The sequence below is a fragment of the Dyadobacter fanqingshengii genome (assembly GCF_023822005.2).
GTDB lineage: Bacteria > Bacteroidota > Bacteroidia > Cytophagales > Spirosomataceae > Dyadobacter > Dyadobacter fanqingshengii.
In genome coordinates, this window is record NZ_CP098806.1 from 2,537,407 (window position 1) to 2,552,574 (window position 15,168).

At 46.4% G+C, this 15,168-nt stretch carries 15 protein-coding genes and 1 pseudogene; 11 read left to right on the forward strand and 5 right to left on the reverse strand.

Annotated features, from left to right (window positions below; all coding sequences use genetic code 11):
* From NFI81_RS10580 to NFI81_RS10595, 4 genes are read left to right on the forward strand one after another with little or no spacing between them, the layout of a single operon-like run.
* On the forward strand, positions 1-849 hold the full coding sequence (locus tag NFI81_RS10580; RefSeq protein ID WP_234612469.1) for a TssN family type VI secretion system protein: 849 nt from the start codon (positions 1-3) through the stop codon (positions 847-849).
* A complete protein-coding gene (locus NFI81_RS10585) occupies positions 846-1,943 on the forward strand; it encodes a FliH/SctL family protein (protein ID WP_234612468.1) in 1,098 nt (365 codons plus the stop codon). The genes NFI81_RS10580 and NFI81_RS10585 overlap by 4 nt, the downstream gene beginning before the upstream one ends.
* A gap of 11 nt (positions 1,944-1,954) precedes the next feature.
* Positions 1,955-2,437, forward strand: coding sequence for a hypothetical protein (locus NFI81_RS10590; RefSeq protein ID WP_234612467.1), 483 nt, complete (start codon positions 1,955-1,957; stop codon positions 2,435-2,437).
* 10 nt (positions 2,438-2,447) lie between these two features.
* Positions 2,448-2,930: a hypothetical protein gene (locus NFI81_RS10595; protein ID WP_234612466.1), complete on the forward strand. Its 483-nt coding sequence runs from the start codon at positions 2,448-2,450 to the stop codon at positions 2,928-2,930.
* 8 nt (positions 2,931-2,938) lie between these two features.
* On the opposite strand, the gene NFI81_RS10600 is transcribed toward NFI81_RS10595, so the two are convergent.
* The gene (locus NFI81_RS10600) at positions 2,939-5,302 is read right to left on the reverse strand and encodes an ABC transporter permease (RefSeq protein WP_234612465.1); all 2,364 of its coding nucleotides are present in this window, start codon (positions 5,300-5,302) and stop codon (positions 2,939-2,941) included.
* A 234-nt stretch (positions 5,303-5,536) separates the two neighbouring features.
* On the opposite strand from NFI81_RS10600, the gene NFI81_RS10605 reads away from it, so the two are divergent.
* Positions 5,537-6,358 (forward strand): hypothetical protein, encoded by an 822-nt coding sequence (locus NFI81_RS10605; protein WP_234612464.1) that lies wholly within the window; start codon positions 5,537-5,539, stop codon positions 6,356-6,358.
* Here NFI81_RS10605 and NFI81_RS10610 read toward each other — a convergent pair.
* Positions 6,355-6,771, reverse strand: coding sequence for a hypothetical protein (locus tag NFI81_RS10610; protein ID WP_234612463.1), 417 nt, complete (start codon positions 6,769-6,771; stop codon positions 6,355-6,357). The genes NFI81_RS10605 and NFI81_RS10610 overlap by 4 nt on opposite strands.
* Before the next feature lie 167 nt (positions 6,772-6,938).
* Positions 6,939-7,514 (reverse strand): porin family protein, encoded by a 576-nt coding sequence (locus NFI81_RS10615; RefSeq protein ID WP_234612462.1) that lies wholly within the window; start codon positions 7,512-7,514, stop codon positions 6,939-6,941.
* 283 nt (positions 7,515-7,797) lie between these two features.
* Between NFI81_RS10615 and NFI81_RS10620 the strand changes: the two are divergent.
* Positions 7,798-8,024 (forward strand): annotated as a pseudogene (locus NFI81_RS10620) (ABC transporter permease); the annotation flags it as partial.
* Positions 8,025-8,148: 124 nt separating this feature from the next.
* Here NFI81_RS10620 and NFI81_RS10625 read toward each other — a convergent pair.
* Positions 8,149-8,682, reverse strand: coding sequence for a DUF2911 domain-containing protein (locus NFI81_RS10625; protein WP_234612461.1), 534 nt, complete (start codon positions 8,680-8,682; stop codon positions 8,149-8,151).
* A gap of 143 nt (positions 8,683-8,825) precedes the next feature.
* Positions 8,826-9,233 carry a VOC family protein gene (locus NFI81_RS10630; RefSeq protein WP_254410613.1) on the reverse strand — a complete coding sequence of 136 codons (408 nt, stop codon included), beginning with the start codon at positions 9,231-9,233 and terminating at the stop codon, positions 8,826-8,828.
* 271 nt (positions 9,234-9,504) lie between these two features.
* On the opposite strand from NFI81_RS10630, the gene NFI81_RS10635 reads away from it, so the two are divergent.
* The 5 genes from NFI81_RS10635 to NFI81_RS10655 all read left to right on the forward strand — a co-directional run bounded on the left by NFI81_RS10635 (position 9,505) and on the right by NFI81_RS10655 (position 15,168).
* A complete protein-coding gene (locus NFI81_RS10635; RefSeq protein ID WP_234612459.1) occupies positions 9,505-10,290 on the forward strand; it encodes a 2Fe-2S iron-sulfur cluster-binding protein in 786 nt (261 codons plus the stop codon).
* Positions 10,287-11,282, forward strand: coding sequence for an FAD binding domain-containing protein (locus tag NFI81_RS10640; protein ID WP_234612458.1), 996 nt, complete (start codon positions 10,287-10,289; stop codon positions 11,280-11,282). Before NFI81_RS10635 ends, NFI81_RS10640 begins: the two co-directional genes overlap by 4 nt.
* A gap of 15 nt (positions 11,283-11,297) precedes the next feature.
* Complete coding sequence (locus tag NFI81_RS10645) at positions 11,298-13,418, forward strand: xanthine dehydrogenase family protein molybdopterin-binding subunit (RefSeq protein ID WP_234612457.1); 2,121 nt, start codon at positions 11,298-11,300, stop codon at positions 13,416-13,418.
* Positions 13,419-13,473: 55 nt separating this feature from the next.
* Positions 13,474-14,337 (forward strand): NmrA family NAD(P)-binding protein, encoded by an 864-nt coding sequence (locus NFI81_RS10650; RefSeq protein ID WP_234612456.1) that lies wholly within the window; start codon positions 13,474-13,476, stop codon positions 14,335-14,337.
* 66 nt (positions 14,338-14,403) lie between these two features.
* Positions 14,404-15,168, forward strand: a complete 765-nt coding sequence (locus NFI81_RS10655; protein WP_234612455.1) for a DUF72 domain-containing protein — start codon at positions 14,404-14,406, stop codon at positions 15,166-15,168.

Consider the following 15,168-nt stretch of genomic DNA (forward strand, 5'->3'; position numbering starts at 1 on the left):
ATGGAGTTGTTTTACAAGATATTACCAGCATTATTAGCATTATTATCCGGGCTGGCCTTTACTGGTATTTTAATGTACGAAAAAGGAAGCGCAATGTCCATTTTACGGTGGGCGATCTGGCTGATCTGGACATTTCTTCTGTTTGCAATTTTAGGGTTTGTTAATTCAAAAACAAATTCGATCATAACCGGTTTTATCGTATTGCTCGCCATGTCCTTTTTAATGGGTATCCTGTATCTGATACTGGCGCCGATGACGCTGTCATGGTGGAGCAATGATTCCTTGCTGGACGTTTTCATTGCCGGACTTTCGCTTTATTTTGTCGGCATTGCCGGATATATCATCACTTACAACTTACTGGATCACGAAAATCCTTTTCAGTATCTTTTGCTCTCCGGTTCCCCCGCCTTCCTCCTACCCGCGCTGATTTTCGTTTCCTACGAACTCTGGATGAAAATCCCGGCATTGCGATACAAAACCTGGACTTATCCAGTGAATGAGCCGGTTCCCAGGTTGGTGCCTGTTGAAACGGTCAGGGTAATGATGAACTTCACACCCGTTCCCGGCAAAAACGAGCCATTCGAAGGTTATGAAGTGGAATACCCGGGAAATACCACGCTGGGACAGCTTTTCCATTACTTCATATCTTTTCATAACAAACACCGGGAATATCGCAAGAAACCGATCCAGTTCTTGTCCGATAACCAACTTCCGCTTGAATGGATGTTGTTCAAATACTCCCCTCAGAGGAAAAAGATCATTTTAGATACAGAGAAAACCCTTTTTGAGAATGATGTAAAGGGAAATGACATTATTTATGCAATCAGCACTAATCCAATCCGGTCATGACACTTCCAGAAATCACTTATCCATTTCTGAACTGGCGGGATGGTATGAAAATCACCCAGCGACATCTCGTCGCACACGACCACGCGATCCGCGACGCGTTGCGCGATGCCACTGCCATTTTTCTCAATGCGCATAATTATGGCCTGCTGCCAGCCGCCGATAATTCGGGTGCGGGAATTCAGCTCCGGGTCCTGGGCGACACCATTCAAATGCTGTCCTGCCGTGCCGTTACGCCGGGCGGCATACGCGTGGAATGGGACGCAGGAAGTGATCCGGACAGTGTAAGCCTGTCGTTAATGGATTATAAAAACCGGCTCGGCAATGTTGGGATTTTTTATGTAGTCCTGCGCATTTCACTGTCTGGCCTAACAGAAACTGGCGAATATGATATGGAGGAGCAGCCGCTTCGCAAGCCATTTGTGACGCTAAAACCCATGCTCGAACTGCTTTCTGTTCATGAAAAGCTTTCGGACGCCCATAGCATGCCAGTCTTCAGGATACGGTTTGAAGGGCAGATGTTTTCTCCTGATTACGATTACATTCCTCCCTCGGCCGGTGTTTTCGGTGAAAACTTACTTTGGTATTACGAAACCTGTGGAAAGCAGATCAACAGCATTCACCAGACCGCAATATTGATCCAAAAAAAGATAAATGGGATGCAGAACCAGTCGCCGGTTGCCCGGGACATTTACCAGATCTCGGAAAAACTGGTTTTTGCCGGACTGGAAATTATTGATCATTACCGGCTCATTTCCAAAGACTTGCCTCCTGTCCATTTTATCCAGGAACTGGTCAGATATGCCCGCACCATGCGCACCGCCATTGATTGTCTTTCCGAAAGCAGTGCCAATCGGTTTTACCAATATCTGCGAAATAATGTAGCAGGAACGACCAAATTCAACACGCATTACGGAGAAGTAACCAAGTCGGTAATGGACTCCATGATCGATTCGGTGCTGACAAGCCCTTACAATCATAATGATTGCAGCCTCTTGCTCGACAATGTGAAAGGATATCTGGACTTTATTGATTTTCTCCTTCAAAACCTGCTGGCACTTCCCTATGTCGACGCTGGGAAATGGGACATTGCTTAACCTGAATAGATATGAACCGATCGCAATGGTATATACTGATCAATTTGACTTTACTGCTTTTCGGGAGCATTGCTTTTTATTATGCCACGCCCAAGTTTCGGAAGAGCAATCAAACAAAGCTGATCAGCCAGGACAAAGAAAGTGAGTTCCGGAAGGAAGTGATCGTTCTGGACAGTTTATACAAACAACATGTTGCAGCACTCACTTCCAATGATCAGATCGCGATAGCGAGCACTGACGCCGTTTTGGAAAGGCAATTTGCTTTGATGAAGAAGGAATATGCAGGGCAAACATCCCCTGCCCTGCTGGCGTCCAAACTTATCCGGAATTACCAGGTCAGAGTCCTGCTGAACAAGCATTTATTAAGCAAACGAAATGAGCAGGCAGGTGAAATGAAACGTGTTAGCACACTGGTTTCTAAGTTGGAAGAACAGAATGCAGAGTTAAAATCTCAAAATCAAATGATCAAGCAGGTCCTGCTGGGCTTACCTTAACCGACTATCCATGAAGCCAATCAATGCTGCGCAGCGAAATGCAACCATACTCCGCTTCTCGCTGTGCTATATTTTGATGATTTTGATGATCGTTTTTTTGCTCTATTTTTCATTGATTGAAATACCAAAAAAACAAAGCGAAGTGACTGCCATCACAAATGAGCAGGTTGAAAAATTAATACGCCACACCAACGACGCGGATACATTGGTTATCCAAATCCAAAAGGCTGCCGACGTGAAATCAGAAGCACTGGCGCCGCTTTTCAAATGGACAGGCGATCTTCAAAATGCTTATCAGCAGCCATTTTACACGAGCATTATCACCAGCTACGTAGATCTGTTTAACGAAATTGTCAAAAGCAAAGCTGGTGACACCACATTGGCAGCCATGAAAACGAAAATGACCTCGCTTCAAAAAGAAAACCTGATCCTGATGCAGCAGCACGATGACCTGAACAGCGAACTGGCTGAGGCGAAGACAAAAAAACCTTGAAAAGGCTTTTACTCGCTCCGTAAGCTTTTGACAGGATCCATTAATGCAGCCTTAATGCTTTGGAATGATATCGTCAGCAAGGCAATCGCCAGCGCCAGCAGACCCGCAAAACCAAAGACCCACCAGGGCATCTCCATGCGGTAAGCGAAATCCTGTAACCATTTGTCCATGGCATACCAGGCAATCGGAACTGCGATAATAATCCCGATAAATACCAGCTTAACAAAGTCCTTTGCCAAAAGCTGGACAATCCCGGCCAGACTCGATCCCAAAACTTTGCGGACCCCGATCTCTTTTTTCCGGATTTGCGCAGTATAAGTGGCCAACCCAAACAAACCCAGGCACGAAATAAGAATAGCTATGGAAGCGAATATATTGAACAACAGGCCCGTCTGTTCTTCCGACTTGTAAAGGCTGTTGAACGCCTCATCCAGAAACGCATATTGAAACGGTGAATCTGCATTGAATTTCTTCCAGACGCTTTCTGCTGCCGCAATCGCCTTTTTGGCATCATTACCCGTGGTTTTGATGTAAATACGGCTCATGTTACTGGGATCGTAGACAAAAACTGCCGGCTCGATTTTCTGTTTCATAGAGGCAAAATGGAAGTCTTTTACAACGCCGATGATCGTTCCTTCGATGTCCCAAAGCTTGAAACGTTTGCCGATCGGGTCGGTGATCCGGGCGGTTTTCACGGCTGTCTCGTTCAATATATAATGCTTGGAGTCCGATGGCGCGTCTGTGAAATTCGCCCCTTCTTTCAGCTGCATCTTAAAAAACGGAATGAAGGACTTATCCGCGCTCATAAAACGGATCATCATCGTTTCGCCCGGCTCTTTTCCATCCCAGTTGCTGCTGCCCGTCTGTCCCCCGATCAGGACCACATTGAAATTGGACCTGCTGACGTCGGTAATGCCCGGTTGGCTCAACAACTCGGATTTGATCACATCATAATGCTTCGTCAGATCGCGCATGTAGAATGACAAGACGTGCGTTTTGTCATATCCCAAACTTTTGGACCGGATAAATTTGAGCTGATTACTGATGATCAAAGTGCCGGCGATGAGAATGACCGAAACGGTAAACTGTATAACAACCAGCGTTTTACGGAACATTGCCTCATTTAATCCGGAAGAAACCTTGCCTTTCAGGGATTTGAGTGGTTCAAAAGAGGATAACAGCATTGCCGGGTAAATGCTCGAGGCTACTAATGTTCCCGCGATTGTTGCTCCCAGAACCTGCCATATATGTGGTTTTGTAAAGTCCAACACCAATTTTTTGCCGGAGATTTGGTTGAAAAAGGGCATCAGGACATACATGACTATAACCGCCAGCAATGTTGCGATGGAAAACAGGAGAATGGTTTCTACGAGAAATTGAATAAAAAGCTGGATTCTCGCTGCGCCTACGATCTTGCGCATACTTACCTCTTTTGAGCGCAGCAACGAACGCGCCGTAGAAAGGTTGACATAATTAATGCACGCAATGATCAGGATCAGCAATGCTATGATCGTGAACATCCTTACCGTTTCGATGCCCTGCTCTGTGCCGTCTGATTTGTATAAATGTACATTCGGCAATGCCTGTAACAGGTAAGTCAGATCCGTGTCATCCGGCTTATTGCGCAAATGAATGTTGCGGAGCGTGGTCGCGATTTCCACAAGCGGTCGGCCTGGCTGCAAAAGGAAATAAGTGGTGTAGTCAAATTCAGTGAAATCATTGTCTTTCGTTTTGCCATCCTTGCGGCCTGTATACACATCTTGGAACCGAAGTGAAATGGAAAAAACCATGTCTCCTTTGATACTGGAATTCTCAGGAAAATCGGCCATCACACCACTCACTGTAAAAGTCGCCCGATCCGAAGTGATCGCTTTCCCTAGGACATCCGTGCTGCCAAAATAACGTCTGGCAGTAGTTTCGGTGAGTATAACTGAATGATTATCAAGAAACGGCTTGCTTTTGTTGCCGTGAATAAGCTGGTAATCAAACATTGTAAACAAAGTGGGATCAGCGAAAAAAGTATTTTCCTCATTGAAAACCTTATCCTTATATCTGAACAATGTGTAAGCACCGTTATAGGTAATTCTCGCAGCGTCCTTCACTTCGGGAACTTCTCTTTTGGCAAACCCTGCAATAGGCGCTACGGTGCCGGTCCAGATCTGCTGGCTCGCGCCTGTGCCCACGCGGTTTTCAAGCTTATAAATGCTGTTCGATTGCCTGTTAAAGCTGTCAAAACTCAATTCGTCCTGAACCCAAAGCAATATGAGTATGCCCACAGCCAGGCCAATGGATAAGCCCAGGCAATTGAGTAATGAGTAGAAGCTATTGTTGAGCAGGTTACGCCAGGCGATCTTGAAATAATTTGCTATCATATTGTAGTTTGGGAAATCCTGTCTTTACTGGAAAAAATAGCTTGCCACGTTGCAAAACCTCTTCCAAGTGCATGAAAATGAATATTTTATAAAAACTCCTCCATGCCTTGGTTGTCCGATATTGAACAGCATTTGTGCGGTAATGCGACCGTTGGAAAAATCCATTCTTGTAACCTATTGTCCATTAATTTTATATTAATAACTTGCTTAGAATTAGTTTTACCTTTTGTAGCAATGAAGAAATTACTTTACATTTTTGCCATTCTCTCATTCTTATCGTGCGATAAAGATAAGAATCCGGACCCGGCGGGCGAAAGTGCGCTGGATAAGCAGCAAGCGCCTTTCGGGAAAAGCGAAGTAGAGGTTGAGCTCAAAAAAGTGCTGTTTAACGGAATCCTGGAAGCGGAATATAATTATGAAGGAAAGGTCTTAACCGAAGAACGTCGTTTCGCATCATCCGCGCCGGTCCTTTCGCAACGTGTGCTTTTCAAAAGGGCTGAGGGCAAGATCCAGACGGTTGAGATTATGACCAAGTCCCAGGGCGATTCGCTTGAACCCTCGTTTCTGGTAACTTACGAGGATCCGATTAACGACTCCCTGCGCTACGTTACGCGGAAAGATCTTCGAAATACAGATGTTTCCACAAGAATTTACGCATTCAATGATAAGGGTTTCATAACAAGGCAGGAAATCTGGACTGACCTCTCACAAAATCAAAGCACGAATGTGTATTACGTTCGCAACGACCAGAACAACGTCGCCAAAAGCTGGACCAAGAAGCCGCTGGAAGCGAAAGGAAATGATGTCGATTATAAGTATGATGACCATCCGAATCCGTTCTTCAAAATGGGCCTGGACAGTTATGGTGAGATTTCGATCAGATCGCTCAGCCCGAATAATCCGGTGCAGGAGATTTACTACGCTGGTTCGAAAGTCATTTCAAACACTTACTACACATACGATTATTTGCCTAACGGGTATCCGTCCAAAGTTACTGTACGCGTAGAAAGCGTGAATTTCCCACCTTATTCATACAACATTGAATACGGGTATTAGTCGCTCGGAGCGAGCTTCATTGTGATTTTCTGAAAGTAGGAAGCGGCCTCGGTGCCGCTTTTTTTATTCGATTTGAGTGTAGACTCATTGATAAAAAGCTGTGTTTGCTTGAAAATCCCCGCCTCATCCCGCCAGTCGGAAGCATTAACCAGCAATGGCTTCAATGGCCTGAAAAAGTATTCGAACAACACCCAGTTGACATATAAATCGTGGTTGTAACGCATGTAATAGGCCGGTTCGAACTTTTCCAATTTTTCCAAAACGATCTGCATGGGCGTTTTGCCTGCCTTAATACTTTTCCTGAGCTGCGGCATGACCGGATGCAAAACCTTCGCATCAAGAAGCAAATGGATGTAATCATTCAAATTATACAGAACTGTTTCATTTTGAATGATGTAACGGATTGGTTTCATAGTGAGCGTAAGGGTGGATTGGGATTGTTCAGAAATCAAAAATATCAGAAGCAATCCATTTCAACCAGTGCTCATGCTAATTTAGAGCGGTTAAAAACACGGCATAAAAAAAGAGGACAGGCCAAAACCCATCCTCTCATCAAAATCTTTACAGAAGGTAAGATCCGTTATTTAACCAACGGAATGGCCCAGAAAATACTGGCCTGGATTACACTGTTCTTAAAATCTGGATCAATATCCTGCCCCGTAAAATCGCCAACCTTGGAAAGTCCAGCAACATAACGAACGCCTACACCCAGCCCGATCGGTGAATGATAACCAATACCCGCAGCTGCTCCCAGATCCAGGTTTTTAGCGAAGTTGTTTATCGTTTGGTCAGGAATGTCTGTTGACGTTCTGAATCCCGCCTGAGGGCCAAATTCAACATAAAATCCGCCATTGGTTTTAAATTTGAACATGACAGGCACGGTAACGTAACTGATTTTAAAATCAGATTTATTGCCTGCATTGTTCACTTTTGCTCCTTGGGTTGAGAATAAAACCTCCGGCTGCAAGGAAAATACTTTTCCAAACCCGTAGTTAATAATTCCACCCAGGTGATATCCAACTAGTGCATCCGATTCAATGTCTCCGCCAGTGTAATTACTGATGTTCAGACCTGCTTTCGGTCCAATGCTGAATTTTTGTGCAAATGCTGACTGAACTGAGATTAGCAGGGCGGCAGCCAATAATAATTTTTTCATAGTTGAGATAAATGTTTAATGTTTCACAAATCCGTTTTTCGATTTGCCTTTGCAGTCCCGGCACCAACCGGGCCTCAACATTCGCTAGTTCAAATCTCATGCCATGACAATCATTAGTACGTATACCCTTAATTTGCCCCCGAATTTCCCCACTTCCCTCGATGATAGTGTTGTATCGATGACTCTCTTGTGAATGTCGTCCCAAACCGAACAAACGATGTCCGTTAATGAACATTTACGCCTAATCAATTCTTTTTAATATCTTGATTAGCAACTAATTATATCCCCCGAGTATCCATTTGAATATCATTTTGTGGGCGAAGATTTTGCCCTGAAATTTGAAGATACGCGGCGCATTGCGACATTAACCGGTCTTTTCGCCGGGTTAACCATATTCATTTCCTGCCTTGGATTGTTTGGCTAGCCGCCTACATGGCCGAAAATCGGGTGAAGGAAATCGGTGTCAGAAAAGTATTGGGCGCATCCGTAGCGAGCATTGCCGCATTACTGGACCCTATCAAAAGCCTGCGGAGCGAGTGACCGCTATTTTGTCATCAAGAAAAGAAACAGCAATAAGCAAAAAAAGCCCCTGCAAATCCGAAATTTGCAGGGGCTTTTTTCATTATTAACATTATCATTTAATAGCAACTGGAACCTCAGTGTTTTCCCAACGCAGGACAAAGCCCGCTGGTGTTACTTCATAAGCCATTGTTTCCGCCATAGAAGCGCTTTTCGCCGGCTTTGCTTTAACGGTTAATACGTCCTTGGAAGCATCCTTGGAAGTTTCTCCGCCGCGCTTAATTCCCCACTGACCAGTTTCGGAATTGAAAATGAACGACCATTCGCTTGCGCCTGGAAGTGCATAGAGGCTGTATTTTCCGGCCGGAAGTTTTTGTCCCTCTACCATAATGTCCTTATCCGTTTCAAATATCGTGGCTTCGTTTGCGCCTGCCCGCCATACTTTGTCAAAAGGAACAAGCTCGCCAAAAACCTTACGGCCCTTAGCCGACGGCGCCGAATAAGTGATGGTAATGTTTGCAGCCCCCGCCTTTCCGGTTGCAGTCTTAGCCGGACTTGGCTTTGGTTTGTCTTGCGCCTGGCTCGCAACAGCGGTCAGCATGCACGCAAGCATCATGACAAACCCTTTCAAGATCATTTTCTTTTTCATGTCAATGCATTTTTAGTTTTCTGAAATCATTAAAAATTTCACTAAATATCGACAATTTGTCCAATAAATGACAGCGATCTTTCCAGGTTGAGGCTTGATTTTTCGAAACCTGCGTTCAGTCAATTTCAATCATTTAAAGAATGCTAGGCCGTCCGGATGTTCACCATCCAGTCTATCCCGAACTTATCCTGAAAAGCACCGAAGATGTCGCCCCACATTTGCCTGTCCATAGGAACCACAATGGTGCCGCCTTCACTCAATTTATCGTATTGTTCACGCAATGTGGTCTCCTCGAAACCGCTAAGCGACAAATTGATCTTGCCTGCGCCTAATGGCATTCCTTCGGGAGCGTCTCCCCCCATGAATTCTACCGAGCCCCCCATAAGTGTGCCGTGCATGATCTGGTCGCGGACTCCGGCGGGGCAGCTTCCGTCCATATCTCCGTACGTCATGAAAGTCAGTTCTCCGCCGAAAATATTTTGATAAAACTCAAATGCCACACGGCAGTTGCCGTCAAACATTAAATAAGGATGCAAATCAATCGTCGCCATGATTGTCAAGTTTGTGGCCATAAGCCGGTTAAAGTGTTTTTACCCAACAAAAATAGAGCACTCAAACGGCAAGGAAGATGTGAAAACACGACAAAATCAGGGGGAGATTGGGACAAGTGCCTGAACAATAGTTGGCGCATTTTCTTGGTATAATTATTGAAGTATTTTCTCCTTATGCATATAAGTGAAGACACTTTCTCTTTTCCCTGTAAGCATTGCTACATCCTCCGCCCTATTCGAAACCTGAAACATTAAATTCTTCAAAAACACCATGAACGAAGACGATCAATCACCACAGCTTACCGAAGATGAAAGGAAGCTGTTTGAAGACCTTATGCCTGAGGACCTGGCGGAAATTATGGATGCGGGCGTTAACAGGCGGCATTTTTTGAAATTGATGACATTAACCGGGGGCGGCATGCTGGCCTGGCAATCCGCGGTTGCGGAACAGGTGCTTACACGCCCGCTAACAACCATGCAACCAGCTGCATTCAATCCCGAAACGATTGAAAACGGGGTTAATCTTGCTTTGAAGATTAATGGCGCCACGCAAAAAGTAACGGTTGACTCACGCATGACATTGCTGGACACCCTTCGCGAAAAACTGGATCTCACTGGTTCCAAAAAGGGCTGCGACCATGGCCAATGCGGTGCCTGTACAGTAATCGTGGACGGAAGGCGGGTATTGAGTTGTCTGACGCTGGCCGCGAGCTGTGAGGGGAAATCCGTGAAAACAATCGAAGGCATTGCGCAGGGTAATGAGTTGCATCCGATCCAGAAAGCGTTTATCAAGCATGATGGATTTCAATGCGGTTTCTGCACACCAGGGCAAATCTGCTCGGCTGTGGCGTTGCTGGACGAAGCGAAAAATGGCGATGCAAGTTATGTGACTGAGGATTTGCGTAAAAAGCCGGCGCGGGTTACGCTTTCCAACGAAGAGATTCAGGAGCGGATGTCGGGCAACATTTGCCGGTGTGGCGCATATCCCAATATCGTTGCGGCGATCCAGGAAGTGCATAGTGGGAAGGCTGTTGAACAAAACTGGCTGCTAGTATGAGACCATTCAAATATACCATTGCAAAAGACGTCCCGTCGGCGATTAAGCTGGTTTCCAATAACCCAAATGCCAGGTTCCTGGCCGGAGGCACGAACCTGCTGGACCTTATGAAGGAGGATGTGGAACGACCGGACGAAGTGATTGACATTACACGATTAGGATTAACGCAGATAAAAGCTACGGATGCAGGCGGAATTTCCATCGGAGGACTGGGCCGTAATACGGATGCAGCAAACCATCCGCTTATCCGGCAGCATTTCCCGTTGCTGACACAGGCGATCCTGGCCGGCGCTTCGGGACAAATCAGAAATATGGCGAGCAATGGCGGAAATTTGCTCCAAAGGACACGTTGCCCCTATTTTTATGATGTTGCAATGCCCTGCAACAAACGCGAACCGGGTTCGGGCTGCGGGGCTTTGGAGGGCATCAACCGGATGCATGCCATTTTTGGTTGGTCTGAAAAGTGCATTGCTGTGTTCCCTTCCGATATGGCAGTGGCGCTGGCGGCGCTGGACGCGCTTGTGAAAGTTAAGGATCAGAATGGTGAGGAACGGTCTGTTGTTTTCACGGATTTTCACCGCCTACCGGGCGATACGCCTGAAAAGGATACAAATCTCGCCCATGGAGAATTGATTACTGCCATTGAAATACCAAAAAACAATTTTGCTGATCATTCCTATTATTTAAAAGTCCGCGACAGGGCTTCCTATGCTTTTGCACTGGTGTCTGTGGCGGCGGCTTTGGAATTGACGGGAAATGTGATTTTGCAGGCCCGCATAGCGATGGGCGGTGTAGCCCATAAGCCCTGGCGGGCTACAAAAGCAGAGCAAATGCTCGTTGGGAAAGAGGCTACGGAAGTCAATTTCAAGCTGGCAGCGGATGCGGAAATGGCGGATGCCAAACCATTGGAACATAATAAATTCAAGGTCGAACTGGGGAACCGCAGCATTGTGCGGGCATTGCAGATGGCACTGGACGGCGGTAAATCCTGATTAATCATCAACTTCATGAAAGACAAAGAAATGAACATAGGCTCGCCCGTCAGCCGTATCGACGGAATCCTGAAAGTGACCGGGAAAGCCGATTACTCCACCGATCATCCCGTTAAGAACGCGGCATATGCAGTGATTTTTAAAAGCACAATCGCGGCTGGGAAGATTACGAACATTGATAGTGTAACGGCTGAGAAATTACCGGGCGTGCTGGCCGTGATTACGCATAAAAATGCACCGAAGCTGAATGCAAAAGGCGGCATACGTGGCGGAGCCATGCTGCAAAGCCCGGATGTACTGTTTTATGGACAGCATATCGGCGTTGTTGTGGCAGAAACTTTCGAGCAAGCCCGGCACGCAGCTGATTTGGTGAAAGTGGAATATGACAAAAAAGAAGCAAAAACCGATTTCGAAAAACTGTATCAGAATGGTGCAAAGCCAAAAGATAAGGAAGACGAAAAGCGTGGGGATGTAAAAGTTGCGCTTGAAAATGCTGAATTTAAAGTAGAAGAAACATACGCTACGCCGATTTATCATCATCATCCCCTGGAACCGCACGCAACGATTGCAGAATGGCAGGGCGAAAATTTGATCCTCTATAATAGTGCGCAAATTGTAAATGGTGCACAAAATGCCGCAGCTTCAACATTGAATCTCAAACCCGAAAACGTGCGCATTGTGTCTCCTTACATTGGCGGCGGGTTTGGCTCCAAAGGCGGGCAATGGGGAAATTTGGTGTTGGCAGCAATGGCCGCCAAAATGGTGAACCGTCCTGTAAAACTGGCATTAACCCGGCAGCAAATGTTCAATTCGGTGGGATTGCGGCAGCGGAATTATCAGAAGGTAAGTCTGGCTGCAACGAAAGACGGAAAACTGACGGCGCTATCACACGAAACGGCAACCCACGCAGCAATCCAGGATGAATTTGTGGAACCTTGCGGCGACTGCTCGAAAATTATGTACGACACGCCTAACTCGCTCATTACCTACCGCGTTACGCCCATGAACCTGATCCTGCCTACTTACACACGCGGGCCGGGGAAATCGACCGGAAGCTTTGCGTTGGAATCGGCGATGGATGAATTGGCATACAAATTGAAAATGGACCCCGTAGCATTTCGCCTCCAAAACGAACCCCAAAAAGATCCTTCAAACGGTAAACCCTGGTCCTCTCGCAAAGTTGTGGAATGCCTGAAAGAGGGTGCAAAAGCATTTGGCTGGGAAAAGCGCAAAATGGAGCCTATGCAAAATGTGCAGGGCCATTACTGGGTGGGTTACGGCGTCGCTTGCGGCACGTATCCGGCGCACCAGCGCGACAGTTCGGCTAATGTAAAGCTGAAACGGGAAGGCACCAATGTAACAGCCATCATTGAACTCGCTGCTGCGGATCTGGGAACGGGAACTTACACTATTCTCGCCCAAACCGCCGCTGACGCACTGGATTTGCCAATGAATAAAATTACGGTCAAAATCGGCGATTCGGAACTGCCACCTGCTGCTGGCTCGGTCGGCTCGGTGGGCGCAACAAGTTACGCCAATGTAGTGAATGATGCGTGCACGAAGATTACCGACGAGCTCATTGCCAGATCCGGCAAACAGTTTTTTGTACGTCCTACCGCAGCGCAATTGATGATTTCGGAAAAAGTAAGTAACGTGCAAACGCGCGCCGATTCCAAGCCTTTGGAAAGTGCAGAGCAATATTCTTCCCACAGTTTCAATGCCAATTTTGCGGAAGTGTGGGTGAATCAGTCCACAGGAATGGTGCGTGTTAAGCGTTTTCTGGCTGTAACCGGAGCCGGGAAGATCCTCAATCCGAAAACAGCGCGATCGCAGATCATTGGCGGCAATGTTTGGGGAATTGGCATGGCGCTTACCGAAGAATCTGTTGTTGATCCGCGTTTTGGCAACTTCGTTACCCGCTCCCTGGGAGATTACCATGTGCCTGCAAATCTGGATATTGGAGAAATGGAGGCCATTTTTATCAAAGAAGACGATAAGCTTGCGAACAAGCTTGGCGTGAAAGGTTTGGGTGAAGTTGGGATTGTGGGCGTTTCGGCAGCAGTTGCCAATGCGGTTTTTAATGCGACAGGAAAAAGGATCAGGGAATTGCCCATCCTGCCGGATAAGTTGCTGTGACCTGCGCTTTGGTATAGAATTGGTAAAAATTTGAGCTTAATCAAATTCATTAGCCATGTACATTATATTAGGAGCCACAGGACATGTCGGTTCGGCTGTCGCAGAGACGTTATTGAGTAAAGGTGAGCCTGTTACGATCATTACCAGGGATGCCGGAAAATCTGAAAAATGGAAACGAAAAGGCGCGGAAGTTGCAGTGGCCGACGTCCACGATGTGGAAACAATGCGACGGGTTTTTCGCACCGGTAAGCGCCTGTTTTTATTAAATCCGCCTGCTTCACCCGATACGGACACAGTCGCCGAGGAAAAGAAAAGTCTGGCGAGCATTATTGCAGCAGTGGTAGGTTCAGACCTTGAAAAAATCGTGGCAGAGTCAACATATGGCGCACATGACGGTGAAGGCGTCGGCGATTTGGGTGTGCTTTATGAAATGGAACAGAAACTTGCCGAAACGCGCATTCCGTCCAGCATTATCAGGGGCGCATATTATATGAGTAACTGGGACTGGTTTGCCGAGACGGCCGAAAAGGAGGGGAAAATTTATTCACTATATCCCGCCGATTTCTGTATTCCAATGGTTGCCCCCGAAGATCTGGGACAATTCGCGGCGCAGTTATTAACGGAGCCTATCGACAGGACAGGGCTTTATTATGTGGAAGGCCCCGAAACCTATTCTCCCGCCGATGTTGCCAACGCATTTTCCGAAGTGTTGAAAAAGCCGGTGGAGACTGTGGTCATTCCCAGAACCGAATGGATCCCGTATCTCACCAAAACGGGCTTTTCCCAGAAAGCGGCAGAAGCTATGGCAGCCATGACGGATGTTACCCTGGATAAAAAATTCGAAGTAAGTAATTCTCCCGTGCGAGGGAACATTAGCTTACAACAATATATAGCACAGTTGGTGAGCGCAAAGGGCTGAGCACTTTTGCAAGTTGCAGGCTTAGGAATGATTTTATCTGTGTACTGAAACCTTATTTCGGTTTCTATGACAGATAATGCATTCTCTAATTTTTTAGCTGGCTGCAGCGGCTTAATGTTGCCGGTGCCCAACAAGCAATTTTATCCTGATGAATTTAAGGATAAAAGCAGGCTGACGTATTACGCATCGCTATTCAACAGCATCGAGATCAACAGCTCTTTTTACAAAATTCCGCTTGCGTCCACCGTCAGGAACTGGTCGACGCAGGTGCCGGAGGACTTCAAGTTTACATTCAAATTGTGGAGGGAGATCTCACATATCAAAGGCCTCGCGTTTAATCCGGAGGATGTTCACAAATTTTTACAGGTTATCAATAACATTGGTGATAAGAAAGGCGCCTTGCTCGTTCAATTCCCTCCCAGCCTGAAAGTCATTATGCGGCCGCAACTCGAAAATCTGCTCAATGCGATCTCGGAAGCGGATCCTGAAAAACATTGGAATGTAGCATTGGAATTCAGGCACAGGTCATGGTATGAAGAGGATATTTTTGAACTGATAGACCATTTTGGGTTCGAAATTGTAGCACATGACAAGCCAGGCTCCGCCCCGGGGTTACCGGTTTCCGATACAGCATTCAAATACCTGCGCTTTCACGGGCCAAAAGGCGACTACCGCGGCACATATGAAGATGATTTTTTGTACGAAACGGCTGAGCAAATCCAGGATTGGATTGCGGAGGGAAAAACAGTTTACGCCTATTTCAATAACACAATGGGCGAGGCGATCAAAAATCTGAACTTGCTCAATGCGGTCGTCAATCCAGTTGAGTAA